This window comes from Catenuloplanes nepalensis (genome assembly GCF_030811575.1).
GTDB classification, from domain to species: Bacteria; Actinomycetota; Actinomycetes; order Mycobacteriales; family Micromonosporaceae; genus Catenuloplanes; species Catenuloplanes nepalensis.
Genome location: NZ_JAUSRA010000001.1, coordinates 8,955,757 through 8,972,235, shown reverse-complemented (window position 1 = coordinate 8,972,235; position 16,479 = coordinate 8,955,757). Strand labels below are relative to the sequence as shown.

The 16,479-nt window shown below is 72.2% G+C and carries 14 protein-coding genes; 5 read left to right on the top strand and 9 right to left on the bottom strand.

Annotated features, from left to right (window positions below; all coding sequences use genetic code 11):
• Positions 1-152: 152 nt before the first annotated feature.
• The 4 genes from J2S43_RS38965 to J2S43_RS38950 form a co-directional block, all read right to left on the bottom strand.
• Positions 153-1,109, bottom strand: a complete 957-nt coding sequence (locus tag J2S43_RS38965) for an HAAS signaling domain-containing protein (RefSeq protein WP_306838078.1) — start codon at positions 1,107-1,109, stop codon at positions 153-155.
• Positions 1,106-1,438 carry a PadR family transcriptional regulator gene (locus tag J2S43_RS38960; protein WP_306838076.1) on the bottom strand — a complete coding sequence of 111 codons (333 nt, stop codon included), beginning with the start codon at positions 1,436-1,438 and terminating at the stop codon, positions 1,106-1,108. The genes J2S43_RS38965 and J2S43_RS38960 overlap by 4 nt, the downstream gene beginning before the upstream one ends.
• Before the next feature lie 84 nt (positions 1,439-1,522).
• Positions 1,523-2,455: a Ppx/GppA phosphatase family protein gene (locus tag J2S43_RS38955; protein WP_306838074.1), complete on the bottom strand. Its 933-nt coding sequence runs from the start codon at positions 2,453-2,455 to the stop codon at positions 1,523-1,525.
• A 4-nt stretch (positions 2,456-2,459) separates the two neighbouring features.
• The gene (locus J2S43_RS38950) at positions 2,460-2,975 is read right to left on the bottom strand and encodes an amino-acid N-acetyltransferase (RefSeq protein WP_306838072.1); all 516 of its coding nucleotides are present in this window, start codon (positions 2,973-2,975) and stop codon (positions 2,460-2,462) included.
• A gap of 67 nt (positions 2,976-3,042) precedes the next feature.
• Here J2S43_RS38950 and J2S43_RS38945 point away from each other — a divergent pair, with 67 nt between their 5' ends.
• Complete coding sequence (locus tag J2S43_RS38945; protein ID WP_306838070.1) at positions 3,043-3,600, top strand: hypothetical protein; 558 nt, start codon at positions 3,043-3,045, stop codon at positions 3,598-3,600.
• Here the strand turns inward: J2S43_RS38945 and J2S43_RS38940 are convergent.
• The 3 genes from J2S43_RS38940 to eno form a co-directional block, all read right to left on the bottom strand.
• Positions 3,583-4,116 (bottom strand): DUF501 domain-containing protein, encoded by a 534-nt coding sequence (locus tag J2S43_RS38940; RefSeq protein WP_306838069.1) that lies wholly within the window; start codon positions 4,114-4,116, stop codon positions 3,583-3,585. The two genes, J2S43_RS38945 and J2S43_RS38940, sit on opposite strands and share 18 nt — an antisense overlap.
• Entirely contained in the window at positions 4,117-4,728 is a 612-nt protein-coding gene (locus tag J2S43_RS38935; protein ID WP_306838067.1) for an FtsB family cell division protein, read from the bottom strand.
• 165 nt (positions 4,729-4,893) lie between these two features.
• The gene (gene eno / locus J2S43_RS38930) at positions 4,894-6,180 is read right to left on the bottom strand and encodes a phosphopyruvate hydratase (protein ID WP_306838063.1); all 1,287 of its coding nucleotides are present in this window, start codon (positions 6,178-6,180) and stop codon (positions 4,894-4,896) included.
• A 181-nt stretch (positions 6,181-6,361) separates the two neighbouring features.
• On the opposite strand from eno, the gene J2S43_RS38925 reads away from it, so the two are divergent.
• Complete coding sequence (locus J2S43_RS38925) at positions 6,362-6,991, top strand: flagellar brake domain-containing protein (protein WP_306838061.1); 630 nt, start codon at positions 6,362-6,364, stop codon at positions 6,989-6,991.
• Positions 6,992-6,993: 2 nt separating this feature from the next.
• Here the strand turns inward: J2S43_RS38925 and J2S43_RS38920 are convergent, their stop codons facing one another.
• Both J2S43_RS38920 and J2S43_RS38915 read right to left on the bottom strand, forming a co-directional pair.
• On the bottom strand, positions 6,994-8,601 hold the full coding sequence (locus J2S43_RS38920) for a DUF885 domain-containing protein (RefSeq protein ID WP_306838060.1): 1,608 nt from the start codon (positions 8,599-8,601) through the stop codon (positions 6,994-6,996).
• A gap of 151 nt (positions 8,602-8,752) precedes the next feature.
• The gene (locus tag J2S43_RS38915; protein WP_306838059.1) at positions 8,753-10,690 is read right to left on the bottom strand and encodes an enoyl-CoA hydratase-related protein; all 1,938 of its coding nucleotides are present in this window, start codon (positions 10,688-10,690) and stop codon (positions 8,753-8,755) included.
• Positions 10,691-10,968: 278 nt separating this feature from the next.
• Between J2S43_RS38915 and mfd the strand changes: the two genes are divergently transcribed.
• The 3 genes from mfd (at position 10,969) to J2S43_RS38900 (ending at position 16,479) form a co-directional block, all read left to right on the top strand.
• Positions 10,969-14,574: a transcription-repair coupling factor gene (gene mfd, locus J2S43_RS38910; protein WP_306838057.1), complete on the top strand. Its 3,606-nt coding sequence runs from the start codon at positions 10,969-10,971 to the stop codon at positions 14,572-14,574.
• A gap of 106 nt (positions 14,575-14,680) precedes the next feature.
• Positions 14,681-15,412: a hypothetical protein gene (locus J2S43_RS38905; protein WP_306838055.1), complete on the top strand. Its 732-nt coding sequence runs from the start codon at positions 14,681-14,683 to the stop codon at positions 15,410-15,412.
• Positions 15,413-15,435: 23 nt separating this feature from the next.
• On the top strand, positions 15,436-16,479 hold the full coding sequence (locus tag J2S43_RS38900; protein WP_306838053.1) for a nucleoside triphosphate pyrophosphohydrolase: 1,044 nt from the start codon (positions 15,436-15,438) through the stop codon (positions 16,477-16,479).

Below are 16,479 nucleotides of genomic sequence, written 5' to 3'. Positions count from 1 at the left end.
ATGACGTGCCGGGCCGAAGCGGCGCGGACGCGAGTGCATCGACACGCTACGGCCCGTGGATCATCCGTCCCGCCCTTCGACCGGACGGTCGTACCGGACGAAGGGGCAGGATCGGGTGACTGAAAGTCGTACAGCGAACGATCAGGTGCCTTTCAGGATGCGGACGGTGACGGCTCCCCGGGCACGCTCGCCGACGGCGGCGCATCGGCGGGCGCGGGCGGCACCGCAACCGTCGGAGACTCCGACGGCGCCGGGAACGACGGCACCTGGAACGGTGCCAGCTCCGGACAGCGCGGGTAGACCGTCTGGTCGGCGAAGCCCAGCTCCGGGTCGCACCGGTTCCAGCCGAGGTCGATCGGCTGCCCGTTCTGATCGAACAGCCGCACGTCGGTGAGCAGCCGGCCGTTCCGGTCGTAGACGTAGACGTCCTCGACATCCGCGCCCGCCGGCACATAGCCGGTGCCGAAGGAGTCGACCATCTGGTCCACGGTGGACCTGCTGTCCACCTGCCACACCAGCGCCACCGACCAGATCGCCAGCACCACCGTGGCGAACCGCATCACCCGGCGCGGATTCTCACGCAGCCCGGCCGACTCCCGCCGGCCCAGCCAGATCGAGCCGAGCACGAACGAGCCCAGCAGGAACACCGCCATCAGGAAGCTGCCGTTGACCCGCGGCAGCAAGCCCGGCGTGTCGCTGCTGACCAGCACGGCGAAGAGCATCGCGGCCAGATAGCCGCGCAGCACCCACCACGCCGGGCGCAGCAGCCGGAGGAAGTCGCTGCCCTGCTCGTAGCCGAGGAGCACGCCGGCCCGCCGGTCCACGTCCGCGCCGCGGGAGCGCAGCCGGTGCGCCGCCTCGTCCAGCCGGGCCCGCAGCGGCACCCGGCCGCCGGCGACCATGCCCATCGCCACGCGCAGCTCGGCCGCGTAGACCTCCGGCGGGCCGAGCCGGCGCGCCAGCGGCTCGCCGCTCTCGGCACGCACCTCCGCGAGGTGGCCGGGCAGGTCCTCCAGCAGGTCGTCGCGCTGCCGCGACGGCAGGTCGGAGAGCGCGGCCCGAACCGCCTCCACGTAGTGCGTGATCTCCAGGTCCTCGGTGACGCTCATCGGTGCGCCAAACCCCCGCTCAGCAGATCGTCCATGGTGGAGGCGAAACCCTTCCAGACCTTCGCCGAGCGGGCGAGTTCGTCGCGGCCGGCTTCGTTGAGGGCGTAGTACTTGCGGTGCGGGCCCGACTCGCTCGGCACCACGTAGGCCGTGAGCAGGCCGGCCTGGAACAGGCGTCGGAGCGTGCCGTAGACGGACGCGTCGCCGACCTCGTCGAGGCCGGCGGTGCGGAGGCGGCGCAGGATGTCATAGCCGTAGCCGTCCCCGTCCCGCAGCACTGCCAGCACGGCCAGCTCCAGCACTCCCTTGAGCAACTGGGTTGTTTCCACGCACGGCAGAGTATTCCGCAGTGCGGAGTAGCGTCAAGCGATCGGGCCCGATCTTTCAGAGCCGGAAAAGCAATTAAAGGCCTTTCAGCCCAGACTCCACGCGATACCGTCGAGGATGTCGTGCTCGCTGGCGACGACCGCGGGGATCCCCGCGCGCTCCATGATGGTGCGCAGAACCATGGCGCCGGCGGCGATGACGTCGGCGCGGCCGGGGTGCATGACCGGGATGGCCAGGCGTTCGGCGCGGGTGGACGCGAGCATGTGGGTGGTGACCTTGGCGACCTCGTCGTAGGTGAGGCGCGCGTGGTGGATGCGGGACGGGTCGTACTCGGTGAGGTTGCGGGCGATCGCGACGACGGTGGTGACGGAGCCGGCCAGGCCGACCAGGGTCTTGGCGTCGCGGCCGGGGACGGTGGCGAGCGCGCGGTCGACCTGGGCGGTGATGTCGGCCTGGGCGGCGTCGATCTCGGCGGGCGTGGGCGGGTCGGTGTGCAGGTGGCGCTCGGTCATCCGGACACAGCCGATGTCCACGGAGATGGCGGCGTCCACCCCGGTGCCGCCGACGACGAACTCGGTGGAGCCGCCGCCGATGTCGACCACCAGGTAGGGCGCGTGCGAGCCGGGCGGCAGGCCGTGCACCGCGCCGGTGAACGACAGCCGCGCCTCCTCGTCGCCGGTGACCACCTCCGGTGGCGTGCCGAGCGTCTCGGTGACCATGGTGCGGAACTCGTCCGCGTTCTCCGCGTCGCGGGTGGCGGAGGTGGCGACCATCCGGAGCCGGTCCACGCTCAGTTCCTCGATGGCCGCGGCGTAGCCGGCCAGCGCCACCCGGGTGCGCTCGATCGCGGCGGGCGAGAGGCGGCCGGTCCGGTCGACGCCCTCGCCGAGCCGGACGATCTCCATCCGCCGGGTGACGTCGAGCAGCTGGGCGCCGGGGCCCGCGTACGACGCCGGGAGGTCGGCGACCAGGAGACGGATGCTGTTGGTGCCGCAGTCGATCGCGGCTACGCGTGCCATGCGGTCAGCCTACGTCGGACAGATGCACCAGCATTCGGGTGTTGCCCAGCGTGTTCGGCTTGACCCGCTCCAGGCCCAGGAACTCCGCGACGCCCTCGTCGTAGGAGCGCAGGAGCTGCTCGTAGACCGGGGACGGGACCGGCGCGCCGTCGATCGCCGCGAACCCGAACGAGGCGAAGAATCCGGTCTCGAACGTGAGGCAGAAGACCCGGGCGACGCCGAGGTCGCGCGCGGTGTTCAACAGCTCGGTGACGATCCGGTGGCCGATCTTGTGGCCGCGGCACGCCGGGTCGACCGCGAGCGTGCGGATCTCGGCCAGGTCCTCCCACATCACGTGCAGCGCGCCGCAGCCGACGATCGCGCCGTCGGCGAGCCGTTCCGCGACCCAGAACTCCTGAACGTCCTCGTAGAGCGTGACCGTGGCCTTGCTGAGGAGGCGCCGCTCGCCGCTGTAGGTGTCGATCAGGGCCCGGATGCGGCGCACGTCCGCGGTCCGGGCGCGGCGTACCGCAACGTCCATACGGCCAACCCTACTGGCTCCGTCCGACGGAGCCGGAGACCGGCACCGATGCCGCATCCTCGTAGGCATGACCCGCCTCGCCGCCCTCGCCGCCGTCGCCGTGCTGGCGCTGACCGGCTGCGCCGCGCAGGACACGGGAGACGGTGGCCGGCTGGCCGAGGTGATCGACCGGCTCGGGCACGCGTCCGCGGAAACGTATACCGCGGTCTACGCGCTCGGCACCGGCGAGATGGCGACCGTGGTGAGCTCGCCGCCACGGACTGCCACGATCAGCGGCGACGACCGCCTGGTGATCGGGCCGGACGGTGTCACGCTGTGCAAGGACGGCGCCTGTTCGCGGCCGCCGGGCGCGGCGGACGCGCCCGGCGGCACCGGGATAGTGACGCCGGAGCAGGTGCGCGCGATGGTTTCCGCGGCGGCTCACCTGCCGGGCGTGGACGTGGCTCTCTCGACCGCGACGTTCGCCGGACGGGAGGCGCTCTGCGCGGACGTGCACGGCCTGTCGGACTTCACGGTCTGCGTCACCGAGGACGGCATACTGGCGTCGTTCCGCGGCGACGGCGAGATCACGCTGGAGCTGACCCGGCTGGCCGAGTCGGCGGACGCGTCACTCGCCGGCTTCTGACGGTGCCACGCACGGCCCGTCGGTCCACCACGGGCCGATCATCTCGGCGGCCTCGTCGCCGAACGGGTTGACGCCCGGCCCGGCGCCGAGCGCGTGGCCCAGGTGCACGTGCAGGCACTTCACCCGGCCGGGCATGCCGCCGGCCGAGACACCCGCGATCTCCGGCACGTCGCCGATCGCCTCGCGCCGCTTCAGGTAGTCCTCGTGGGCGGCCCGGTACCGCGCGGCGAGGTCCTCGTCCTCGGCCAGGCGCGCGGACATCTCCTTCATCACCCCGGCCGACTCCAGCCGGCTGATCGCGCTGGTCGCGCGCGGGCAGGTCAGGTAGTAGAGCGTGGGGAACGGCGTGCCGTCCGCGAGCCGGGGCGTGGTCTCCACGACGTCGGGGTTGCCGCACGGGCAGCGGTGCGCGACCGCGCGGGTGCCGCGGGGCGTACGGCCGAGTTGGGCGGCGACGGCCGCGAGGTCCGCCGGCGTCGCGTCCTCGCGATGCGGCGGGTGGATTTCCTGCGTCACTTATTTATTGGCTTCCTGGATGCTGGACCACAACGTGTCGTACCACTTGTCGGGCGTCTCGGACGGCGCGGACGGGATCCCGACCGTGCCGGGGGCCGCATCGGCATCCTGGTTCATCACGATCAGCAGCGTCTCGTCGGGGTGCGCGTAGTAGAAACGATTGCGCACCTGGGTCCGCACGTACTCGTCGTCCTGCCACTTGTCGCGTAGCTCGGTGAGCTGCCGAATCCGTTCCCGCTGCTCGGCCTGGGCCGCCTCCATCGCGGCGATGTCCGCCTCCTGCGACAGGTAGAGCCGCACCGGGTACGTGTATGCCAGGGCGAGCGCGATCAGGACCACGATCAGCACCGCGGCCCGGCCGGTGTAGCGCCGGGGCTGGGTGGCGGTGGTGCGCTTCGCCGCTCCGGCCGCCGCGGCGCGCCGGGCGGCAGCGGGACGGCTCGCGGAGCGCCCGGTCTCGGTCGGCCGGGGCTCGCGGACGATGCTGGCGTCGCGGAGCGCGGTGCGGGCGCCGCGTGCGCTGCGGGCGGGCGAACCGGCCCTGCGCGTCGGTCGCGTTCCGTGCCCCCCGCGGGCGGGTCCCTGACCGCCCGGCGATCGCCGTTGCGTCACGACACACACCCCCCTAGCCCCGCCGTACCCATTCTCACGCTAAGCAACCATGACGGGCGCGAGGGCCGGAGGCAAATCCACGGGATTTTTGATCAGATACTGCAAACCCCTGGCGGATCAGACCCCCGGCCCGAGCGGCTTACGTGGGTACGGCGTGACTCTGAGTTACTTAGCGACCTTGTAACGCGGGAACGCGCCGACGCCGGCGTAACGCGCGGCGTCCGCCAGCTCCTCCTCGATGCGCAGCAGCTGGTTGTACTTCGCGACGCGCTCGGAGCGGGCCGGGGCACCGGTCTTGATCTGGCCGGAGCCGACCGCGACGGCCAGGTCCGCGATGGTGGTGTCCTCGGTCTCGCCGGAGCGGTGGCTCATCATCGACTTGAAGCCGTTGCGGTGGGCCAGCTCGACCGCGTCGAACGTCTCGGTCAGCGAGCCGATCTGGTTCACCTTGACGAGCAGCGCGTTCGCGGCCTTCTCGGCCACGCCGCGGCCCAGACGCGTCGGGTTCGTGACGAAGAGGTCGTCGCCGACGATCTGGATCTTGTCGCCGAGCGCCGCGGTCATCGCGGTCCAGCCGGCCCAGTCCTCCTCGTTCAGCGGGTCCTCGATGGAGACGATCGGGTACGTCTCGCACAGCTTGGCGTAGTAGTTGATCATCTCGTCGGAGGACTTGGAGCCGCCCTCGAACGCGTACGACCCGTCCTTGTAGAACTCGGTCGCGGCCACGTCCAGCGCCAGCGCGAAGTCGGTGCCGAGCGAGTAGCCCGCCTTCTCGATCGCCTCGGCGATCAGGTCCAGCGCGGCGGCGTTGGTCGGCAGGCTCGGCGCGAAGCCGCCCTCGTCGCCCAGGCCGGTCGCCAGGCCCTTCTTCTTCAGCACGGACTTGAGCGCGTGGTAGACCTCCGCGCCCGAGCGCAGCGCCTCGCGGAACGTGGACGCTCCGATCGGGGCGATCATGAACTCCTGGACGTCGACGTTCGAGTCCGCGTGCGCGCCGCCGTTCAGGATGTTCATCATCGGCACCGGCAGCAGGTGCGCGTTCGGCCCGCCGAGGTAGCGGAACAGGCTCAGCTCGGCCGAGGCCGCCGCGGCCTTCGCGACGGCCAGCGAGACGCCGAGGATCGCGTTCGCGCCCAGCTCGGACTTGTCCGCCGTACCGTCGATGTCGAGCATCTTCTGGTCGATCAGGCGCTGCTCACTGGCCTCGTAGCCGAGCAGCTGGTCCACGATGCGGTCCTCGATGTTCGCGACCGCCTTCTCGACACCCTTGCCCAGGTAGCGGCCGGCGTCGCCGTCGCGCAGCTCGATCGCCTCGAACGCGCCGGTGGAGGCGCCGGACGGGACAGCGGCGCGCGCGATGGTGCCGTCGTCCAGACCGACCTCGACCTCGACGGTCGGGTTACCCCGCGAGTCGAGAATCTCCCTGGCGACAATTCCCTCGATGGTGGCCATTTTGTCGTGTCGCTCCTTGGATTGTGATTGCGGCCCGCGTGGCAGGCCATGTGAGCCGAACGCCCGATCGCCGCCACCCTGCGGCCGACCACGATGCTGAGCCTATCCAGCCGAGCGGGGCCGCCGCGTGCGAGGCCGGGGAAAACCCTCAGGATGCCGCACGGGAGACCGATGGGTGAACGTGAGTTCTACGTCCCCCGGCATCAACGAGCGCGTCGAGATCACGGTGAAGCGCGGCGGCACCTACCGCTCCCGCGTGGAGGATCTCGACGGCCCGCTCCTCTCCCTGGCCGCGCCGCTCGACCTGCTGGTCACCGACGTGCCCGACCCCGGCATGGAGCTGACGGTCCGCTGGATCGCCGGCGAACGCGGCCGCTACGCCGCGGACGCGGTGATCATCCGGATAGTGCACGGCCACGTCAGCACGTGGGTCGTCGAGATCACCGGCCGGCCGATGATCGAGCAGAACCGCGAGTACGTCCGTGGCGGCGGCGGCGAACCGGTGGAGCTGACCGGCGAGGACGGCGAACCGCACCGCGGCGAGGTGATCGACGTCAGCGAGCGCAGCATCAAGGCCGTCTTCAAGCGCCTGGAGATCGCCGAGGGCTCCGAGGTCGCGCTGCGCGTGCTGCTGGAGTCCGAGCAGATGACGCTGCACGGCACCGTCTACCGCGTCGTGGACCAGGCCGCGACCTCGGAGGTCCAGGTCGTGCTGATGCTGGACGCGGACGAGTCCCAGGCCCAGGCGATCCGCCGCCACGTGATGAACCTGCAGCGGCTCGCCCGGGCCCGCGCTCGCGACCACGCCTGAGGTCAGACGCCCAGCAGCGCGCGGAGGTGCCGGGGGGACGGTGAGCCGTGCGCGAGCATGGCGTCGTGCCAGGCGCCGACCGGGACCGACGGCGGCCGGGCCGCCGCGATCGCGGAGACCTCGGTGTAGCCGACGAAGTAGGTGGACAGCTGCGTCGAGGTGAGCAGCAGCCGGCGCCACTTGCCGGCGGCCTCACCGTCCTCCTGGAACGCGCGGCCGGTCATCATCCGCATCGCCTCGTCCTCGGACAGGTCCTCGGCGTGCACGAGTTGGTCGAGCACCGCGTTCATGGTCATCCGCAGCTGCATCTTGAGCTGCTGCATGCGCACCTGCAGGCCACCGAAGCCGTGGTCGGCCAGGGACTCCTCCGCGTGCACGGCCCAGCCCTCGACGAACGGGTCGGACCAGCCGAGCGCGCGGACCCGCGTGTTGCCGCGGTACCGCCGGGCGTGCGCGAGCTGGACGAAGTGGCCCGGCATCGCCTCGTGCACGGTGAGGTTGCGGACCATGTGGTGGTTGTACTCGCGGTAGAGCGACTCCACCCGCGCGGGCGACCAGTCCGCGGGCGCCGGCGCGATGCAGTAGAACGTGGGGACGTCCGCGGTCTCCATCGGGCCGGGCGGGTCGCAGTAGGCGACGCTGATACCCCGCGCGAACTCCGGCATCGCCTCGATCACGCACTCGTCGTCCGGGATGGTGACGATTCCGTGCGACCGGACGAACTCCGTGGTCTCGGCCATGGTGACCCGGGCGAAGTCCACTATCGTGTCGTTGTCCGGCCGTTCCTCGGCCAGCTGGGCCAGCGCACGCCGCACGGTCTCGTCCGTGGCCGGCCCGCCGGTCAGCTCCGCCGCGGTCTCCCTGATCCGCTCGCCGACCCGCTCCAGGTTGTCCTCGGCGCGGCGCAGCACCTCGGCCGCGGACAGCTCGGTGTCGAGCGTGTGCCAGAGCCGGGCCTCCCACTGCCGCCGTCCGAGCCGCGGTGAGCGGCCGTCCGAGCCGAGACCGCGCAGATGATCGGCGAACCCGTCCAGCTCCTCGGCCGCGCGGGCGGCCAGCGGCGTGATCCGGCCGGCCAGCGACGGCTCCTCGGCCAGCAGCGCGGGCAGCTCGTCGCGGATCAGCCCGGCCGCGCCGGCGAACTGACCGGCCGCGGTCTCGACGTGGATCCGCGGGCAGTCGTGCAGCACCGCGCGCGCGGTGGCGACCGCGTCCGGCACCGCGGCGAGCCGCCCGGCCAGCGACTCCAGCCGCTCCGCCACCGGCGCGAACCGGCGAGCCATCAGGCCGTGCAGCAGCGGGCCGGGATTGTGCAGCAGCGGGTTCCACTCGTGCTCGCGGATCTCGGTGAGCTCCAGCAGGCGCCGCTCGACCATGGTGGTCAGGATCGCGTGGTCGACCTGGTCCTCCGGTTCGAGCCCGTCGGAGTCCAGCTGGGCCAGCGCGTTGCCCGCGTCGATCAGCATCGCGGTGCGCTCGGTGACCGCGCCGGCCGAGTGGTCCGGCAGGCGGTCGTCGTGGGTGTGGTCCCCCGCGTAGAAGGCGGTGACCGGCTCACTCGCGAGGATCGCGTCGACGATGCGCTCGGCGACAGGCACGAAATCCGACATGGCGATCAATCTAACCGCAGAAGCCTGCCCCGCGCTGACACCGCGGCGCGAAGAAGCAGGAGGTGGGCCTCGTGCGACGCACCACCCGTCGCACGAGGCCCACCGGAGAGGCCGGCCTGACCGGTACCGGCCGGCCTCGGGTCCTGGGCCGTCAGCCCGCCTGTGCGGGCACGGCCGGGCGCACCGCCTGCGGCGTGTCCGAGGCGGCGGACGAGCGCGGCCGTACGTGCTGACGGTTCTTGCCCTGGTTCTGCGTGCCGGGCGGTGGTGCCGGGACGGGCCGCTTCGCGTTGCCGGCCGAGCCGTTCGGCGCCGGCAGGAACGCCTCGTTCTGCGTGTTCGGCAGCAGCCGGGCCGGGGTGGCGGTCGGGCGCACCTTGTGGACGAACGCGTGCCGCGCCGCCACGAACCCGGACCGGTCGCCGAAGATGTCGTGGCTCATCTCCGCCAGCTCCCGCACCTCGTGCACGGCCAGCGGCAGGCCGGACGTGAGCGCGCGCGCCTTACGGCTGCGCGTCCGGCGGTTGAGCTGCGGTTCGGCGTACCGGGCGGCGAGTTCGGCGAGCCAGTCCGCGAACGCGTCGGGGTGCCGCGGCCCGACCTCGTCCAGCAGCCCGATCGTGCGCGCGTGTGCCGCGTTGACCGGCAGTTTCTCGCCGAGCAGCCGCTCCGCGCAGATCGCACCGACCCGGCGCGGCAGCGTGTAGGTGTGCAGCTCCGACCCGTACAGGCCGATGTCGTAGTAGGGGTTGAGCACGATCTCCTCGCGACCGGCCACCACGTCCGCGCCCAGGCCGAGCATCACGCCGCCGGCGCCCGCGTTGCCGGGGTAGGCCGCGATCACCACCTGCCGGGTGCACTCGATGATCTCCGTACAGACCGCGTTGATGGCCCTGATGTTCGCCCAGGCGGCGGCGGCCGGATCGGTCGCCGCCGTGATCTGGTTCAGGTGGATGCCGTTGCTGAACGCCTCGGTGCTCCCGCCCAGCACCAGCACCCGCGTGTCCTGGCCGGCCGCGTGCCGGAACGCGCCGAGCAGCCGGCGGCACTGCCCGGCCGACATCGCGCCGTTGTAGAAGTCGAACGTCAGCCAGCCGACGTCCGCGGTCCGGCGGTACCGGATCTGCCGGTAGGCGCCCGGCACCTCCACCTCGGAACCCAACGGCAACGGCGCATGGGGTACGCCGTGCAGCCGCCGCCCGAGCACCACCGCGGCCGGCAGCTTGACGCCCCGGGGCCAGGTGCCCGCCGGTCCCGCCGCCACCGTGGTCCGTTCCGGATCCGCCGCGGCCGTGGCCCGTTCCGGATCAGCCTGGCGCAGGTGGCCGAGCCACACGCTGCCGTCGCCGGTCGCCACCATGATCGCGCCCTGCCGCCGGCACAGCACGGTCCCCGGCGCCGCGCCGGACACGGTGCCGCTGCCCGGATGCACGTCGTACGCGAAGACCGGCATGCCCAGCACCTCGGTGCGCACGCCGGGCGCACCGTCCGCGGCCCGGATCCGCCGGATGATGCGCTCGCTGCCCTCGTCCCACCCGAACGCGCGGTCGGACTGGCGCATCAGCGGGCGCGGACGCGCGTTCGGCACCTCGTGCGGCATCCGCTCGGCCGGGACCGGCCGGAACGCGGGGTCGGCCGCCTTCGTCATCACCTCCTGCACGCAGGCGATGGCCGCGTCCGCGACCGGGCCGTTGTAGAGCGCGGACTTGCGCGGCGGGGAACTGGCCAGCCGGAAGATCCGGGTGGCCCAGATCGGGCCGGCGTCCATCTCCTCCACCGCCTGAAGCGCGGTGACCCCCCAGTACGGCTCGGCCTCGGTGATCGCCCAGTCGAGCGAGGACGGCCCCCGGTCGCCGACCGGGCCCGGGTGGATGATGATCGTGCGCCACTCGGACCAGATCTCGGCCGGCACCCGGTGAGTCAGGTACGGGCAGAGGATCACGTCCGGGCGCGCCGCGCGGACCCCCTCGATCATGTCCCGTTCGCCGGTCGCGAGCAGCACACCGACCTCGTGTCCCGCCTCCCGGAGCGTGCACCAGACGCGCTGGCTGAGTCCGTTGAAGGCGGAGACGAGCAGCAGTACCCGCACCGTGTGGTCCTCCTCGCGTGGTGGTTCTGTGCAGCCGGATGATCCATGCGCTCCGGCCCGAGAGACCTTGCAAGCGCTCCGAGCTGCTCGGTCGCACACCCGGTGCGACGTGGGTGACCCCGCCACCAACGGATTCAGCCGAACTCCGGACCCGCGCTCGGACGCCCGACCCACCGCTGATCCACGGGTCGGGCCGCGGATCGGCGTAGTCTGGGTGTCGTACCCCCCGTCCAGACTGGGCGCGGGGTAAACGCCGTGTCGTCCTACGGGGGATTGCAATGAAGCTCGCCGGCCTCCTTTCCGCCGCGCTCGCCGACGGTGGCCTGGCCCGCGCCCGCGACCTGGCCCGCACCGGCGGGCCGGAGGCGGCCGAGCTGGGCCTGACCGCACCGGCGCCGCTGCGGCCGTTCATCGTGGCGACCGTCGCGGCCGCCGTGAAGTCCGGCGGTGCCGGGCGCCCGGTGCTCGTGGTCACCGCCACCTCGCGCGAGGCCGACGACCTGGTCGACGCGCTGGGCTGCCTGATCCCGGCGGAGCAGGTGGTCGCGTTCCCGGCCTGGGAGACGCTGCCGCACGAGCGCCTCTCCCCCCGGTCGGACACGGTCGGCAAGCGGCTGGCCGTGCTGCGCCGGCTCGCGCACCCGGGCGAGGGCGGCCCGGCGCGGGTCGTGGTCGCGCCGGTCCGGTCGGTGCTGCAGCCGCAGCTCAAGGGCCTCGGCGACCTGGAGCCGGTGGTGCTGCGCCCGGGTGGCGAGGCCGCGCTGGAGGAGACGGTCGAGCGACTGGTCGACCTGGCGTACGCGCGGGTCGACCTGGTGACGAAGCGCGGCGAGTTCGCGGTCCGCGGCGGCATCCTGGACGTGTTCCCGCCGACCGAGGAGCACCCGCTGCGCGTGGAGTTCTGGGGCGACGAGGTCGAGGAGATCCGCACGTTCGCGGTCGCCGACCAGCGCACCATCGAGCCGGCCGCCGAGCTGTTCGCGCCGCCGTGCCGGGAGCTGCTGCTCACGCCGCACGTGCGCGAGCGCGCGGCCGCGCTGGCCGCCGCCCACCCGGAGCTGGGCGAGATCCTGTCCAAGCTGGCCGAGGGCATCCCGGTGGAGGGCATGGAGTCGTTGGCCCCGGCGCTGCTCGACGGCACGGACAGCATGGAGCTGCTACTGGACTGCATGCCGCGGGACACGCACGTGCTGCTCTGCGACCCGGAGCGGATCCGCACCCGGGCGCACGACCTGGTGCGGACCAGCGAGGAGTTCCTGCAGGCCAGCTGGGCCGCGGCCGCGGTCGGCGGTGAGGCGCCGATCGACGTCGGCGCGGCGGCCTTCCGCAGCCTGTCGGAGGTTCGCGCGGAGGCGGGCCGGCTGGGTCAGGCGTGGTGGTCGGTGTCGCCGTTCGGGCTGGACTCCGGGGAGACCGAGACGCCGCCCTGGGAAGACGCGGTGCAGACCCACGTCACGCCGGACGCCGGCGACGACATCGCGCTGGCCGCGCAGGCCGCGCCGCTATACCACGGAGAGACCGGCCGGCTGGTCGACGACCTGAAGCGCTGGTCCGGCGACGGCTGGTCGGTGGTGCTGGTCTTCGAGGCGAAGGGCCCGGCCAACCGCGCGGCCGAGGTGCTGCGCGACGCCGGCCTCGGCACGGTGATGGCCGACGGGCTGACGGACGCGCCGGCGGCCGGGCAGATCACGATCGTCTGCGGCGGGCTCAACCACGGCTTCGTGGACGAGCGCGCCCGGATCGCGGTGGTGACCGGCAACGACGTGACCGGCGGCCGGGGCGCGACCACGAAGGCGATGGGCAAGATGCCGTCGCGCCGCCGCAACACGATCGACCCGCTGGAGCTGAGGGCCGGCGACCACGTGGTGCACGAACAGCACGGCATCGGGCGGTACGTCGAGCTGGTCCAGCGGAAGGTGAACGGCGCCGACCGGGAATACCTGGTCATCGAGTACGCGGCGGCCAAGCGCGGCCAGCCCGGCGACCGGCTGTTCGTACCCACGGATCAGCTCGACCAGTTGTCGCGCTATGTCGGCGGTGAGGCACCCACGCTGCACAAGATGGGCGGCAGCGACTGGCAGAAAGCGAAGGCGCGCGCGAAGAAGGCGGTCAAGGAGATCGCCGCCTCGCTGATCCAGCTCTACGCGGCCCGCCAGGCGCAGAAGGGGCACGCGTTCGGCCCGGACACGCCGTGGCAGCGCGAGCTGGAGGACGCGTTCCCCTACACCGAGACGCCGGACCAGCTGGCCGCGATCGAAGAGGTCAAGCACGACATGATGCAGCAGGTCCCGATGGACCGGCTGATCTGCGGCGACGTCGGCTACGGCAAGACCGAGATCGCGGTGCGGGCCGCGTTCAAGGCGGTGCAGGACGGCAAGCAGGTCGCGGTGCTGGTGCCGACCACGCTGCTGGCCCAGCAGCACTACAACACGTTCGCCGAGCGGATGGGGCAGTTCCCGGTCGAGATCCGCCAGCTGTCACGGTTCCAGACGCCGAAGGAGGCGGAGCAGACGCTGGCGATGGCCGGCGAGGGCAGCGCGGACATCGTGATCGGCACGCACCGGCTGCTCTCCGCCGCGGCCCGGTTCAAGCAGCTCGGCCTGGTCATCGTGGACGAGGAGCAGCGGTTCGGCGTCGAGCACAAGGAGCACCTGAAGACGCTGCGGGCCAGCGTGGACGTGCTGACCATGTCCGCCACGCCGATCCCGCGCACGCTGGAGATGGCGATCACCGGCATCCGGGAGATGTCCACGATCGCCACGCCGCCCGAGGAGCGGCACCCGGTGCTCACGTTCGTCGGCCCGTCCGAGGAGAAGCAGATCGCCGCCACCATCCACCGTGAACTGCTCCGCGACGGCCAGGTCTTCTACCTGCACAACCGGGTCGAGTCGATCGACCGGGCCGCGCGGAAGCTGCGCGAGCTGGTGCCGGAGGCGCGGGTCGCGGTGGCGCACGGGCAGATGTCCGAGGAGGCGCTGGAGAAGGTCATGGTCGGCTTCTGGGAGAAGGAGTTCGACGTCCTGGTCTGCACCACGATCGTCGAGTCCGGCATCGACATCCCGAACGCGAACACGCTGATCGTGGAGCGTGCCGACCTGCTCGGCCTGGCCCAGCTGCACCAGATCCGCGGTCGCGTGGGCCGGGGCCGGGAGCGGGCGTACGCGTACTTCCTCTACCCGCGCGAGAAGCCGCTGACCGAGCACGCGCACGAGCGGCTGGCCACCATCGCGCAGCACACCGAGCTGGGCGCCGGTATGTACGTGGCGATGAAGGACCTGGAGATCCGCGGCGCCGGCAACCTGCTCGGCGGCGAGCAGTCCGGGCACATCGAGGGCGTCGGCTTCGACCTCTACGTGCGGATGGTCGGCGAGGCGGTGTCGCAGTTCAAGGGCGAGCGGCCGGAGGAGGTCCAGGAGGTCAAGATCGACCTGCCGGTGGACGCACACCTGCCGCACGACTACATCGGCGTGGAGCGGCTGCGCCTGGAGATGTACCGCAAGCTCGCGGAGGCGCGGGACGAGATCGCGCTCAAGGAGATCGTGGCGGAGATGACCGACCGGTACGGCGAGCCGCCGGCCCCGGTCGCGAACCTGCTGGCGGTCGCCCGGTTCCGGCTGGTGGCGAAGGCCTACGGGCTGACCGAGGTGACGTTGCAGGGCAAGCACGTGCGGTTCGCGCCGCTGCCGTTGCCGGACTCGAAGCAGCTGCGGCTCAAGCGGTACCACCCGGACTCGGTCTACAAGCAGGCGACCGACCAGGTCAGCGTGCCGCGCCCGATGACCCGCCGGGTCGGCGGCGACCCGCTCCGCGACCAGGCGCTGCTCGACTGGTGCGCCCAGCTCCTCAAGGACGTTCTCGGCGACCCGGTGCCCGCCGCCCGCTGACCCCGTGATCGAGGCGTCCCCAGCCGTTCTGTCAGCATCGCCGGACGCCTCGATCACGTCGGCGCGTCGCAGAGTGATCATCTCGTCACGTGATAGAGTGATCTCTATGCGACCTGCCCGTTATGCGGCTTTCGTCTGCGTGGCCGCGCTCGCCCTCAGCGGGTGCGCCCAGCAGAGCCCGGCCGTGGCCGCCTACATCGGCGACGTGACGTTCACACAGCGCTCCGTCGACGCGATCTTCGACGACGCGCGCACGGCCTTCGAGGCCGACCAGGCGAAGCTGGTCACGGGCACAGCCGCCGCGCCCGGCGAGCAACTGGAACGGCCGAGCCTGCCGATCACCCGGCGGCACGTGGTCGACCTGCTGCTCACGCTCGACCTCGGCCACCGCGTCGCCGACGCGCGCGGGCTGACCCCGACCCGGCCCGAGGTCCCGGCCGAGCTGATCGAGTCCGTGCTCGGCGTGCCGGCCGAAACGCGGTATGTGGCGCTCTACCAGGAGTGGTACCGGCTCTACGACACGCTGCAGGACGAGGTCGCGCCCGCCGAGGTCACCGACGACCGGATGATGACCGTCTACGACGCGCTGGTCGACGCGCACGCGATCGACCCGGGGCTGTCCGCGCCGGTGGTGCGCGAGCAGTTCGGCGGCGGCGAGTTCGCAGCCCTGCCGCTGACCGTCTCCGACCTCCTGCGCGACGAGGCCGAGAAGGCCGGCACCGTGGTCAACCCGAAGTACCTGCCGGTCGCGGTGCCCATGATCGCCTCGGCGAACAACCAGTCGTTCCCGTACCGGATGCCCTACCTCCAGGCCGGGACCGTCGTCACGACGAGCTGATCGCCTGCGGCATGCTGGTCGGCATGCCGCAGATCGTCCTGCTCGTCACCTCGCCGCGCCTGCCCGCGGGCCTGCTGACCGCCGACGCCTGGGACCTGGTGCGCCGCCACCCGGTGCTCGCCTCCGAGGAGAACGCGCAGGTCCACGCGCTGCGCGCGGCCGGCGCGAACGTCACCGTGATCGCGCCGCATCCCACCGCCACACCAGGGCTCTCGGCCGCGCCACAACCCGCCGCCACACCAGGGCTCTCGGCCGCGCCGGACCGGCATGCCGTGCCGGTCGCCGAGGCCGTGCTGGACGCCGCGATCGCGCACGGCACCGTGGTCTGGCTGGCCGGGCCGACCGGGGACCAGGACATGGCCCGGACGCTCGGCCTGCGGCTGGCCCGCGAGCCCGGCCTGGCCGAGTTGGAGCTGCGCTACGGCTCGTGGGATCCGCCGGGCGCGCGCCTGCTGGACGCGGTCACCGTGATCGACCGGCTGGTCTCCCCCGGCGGCGACCCGTGGAAGCGGCAGCAGACGCACGCCACGCTCGCGCAATACCTGCTCGAGGAGGCCTACGAGGCCTACGACGCGATCGAGACCGGCGACCTGGACATGCTCCGCGAGGAACTCGGCGACGTGCTGCTCCAGGTGGTGCTGCACGCGCGCCTGGCCGAGGAACTGCCCGAGGACGAGCGCTGGACCGTCGACGACGTGGCCGGCACGCTGGTCGAGAAGATGATCCGCCGCAACCCGCACGTCTTCGCGGACACCGAGGTCAGCGGCATCGACGAGATCATCGAGAACTGGGAGCAGATCAAGCGCGCGGAGAAGTCCCGCGACTCGGCGATGGACGGCATCGCCCTCTCCCAGCCCGCGCTCTCCCTGGCCGCCAAGATCCTCCAGCGGGCGGAGCGCGCGGGCGTGCCCGTACCGATGCCGGACGATCCTGATCTTGGCTCTGAGCTGCTGCGCCGGGTCGCGAAGGCCCGCGCGTCCGGTCTCGACGCCGAGGCCGCGCTGCGCCGGGCCGCCCTGACCCACGCCGAGGCCGTCCGGGCTGCGGAACAAGACCGGACATACTGA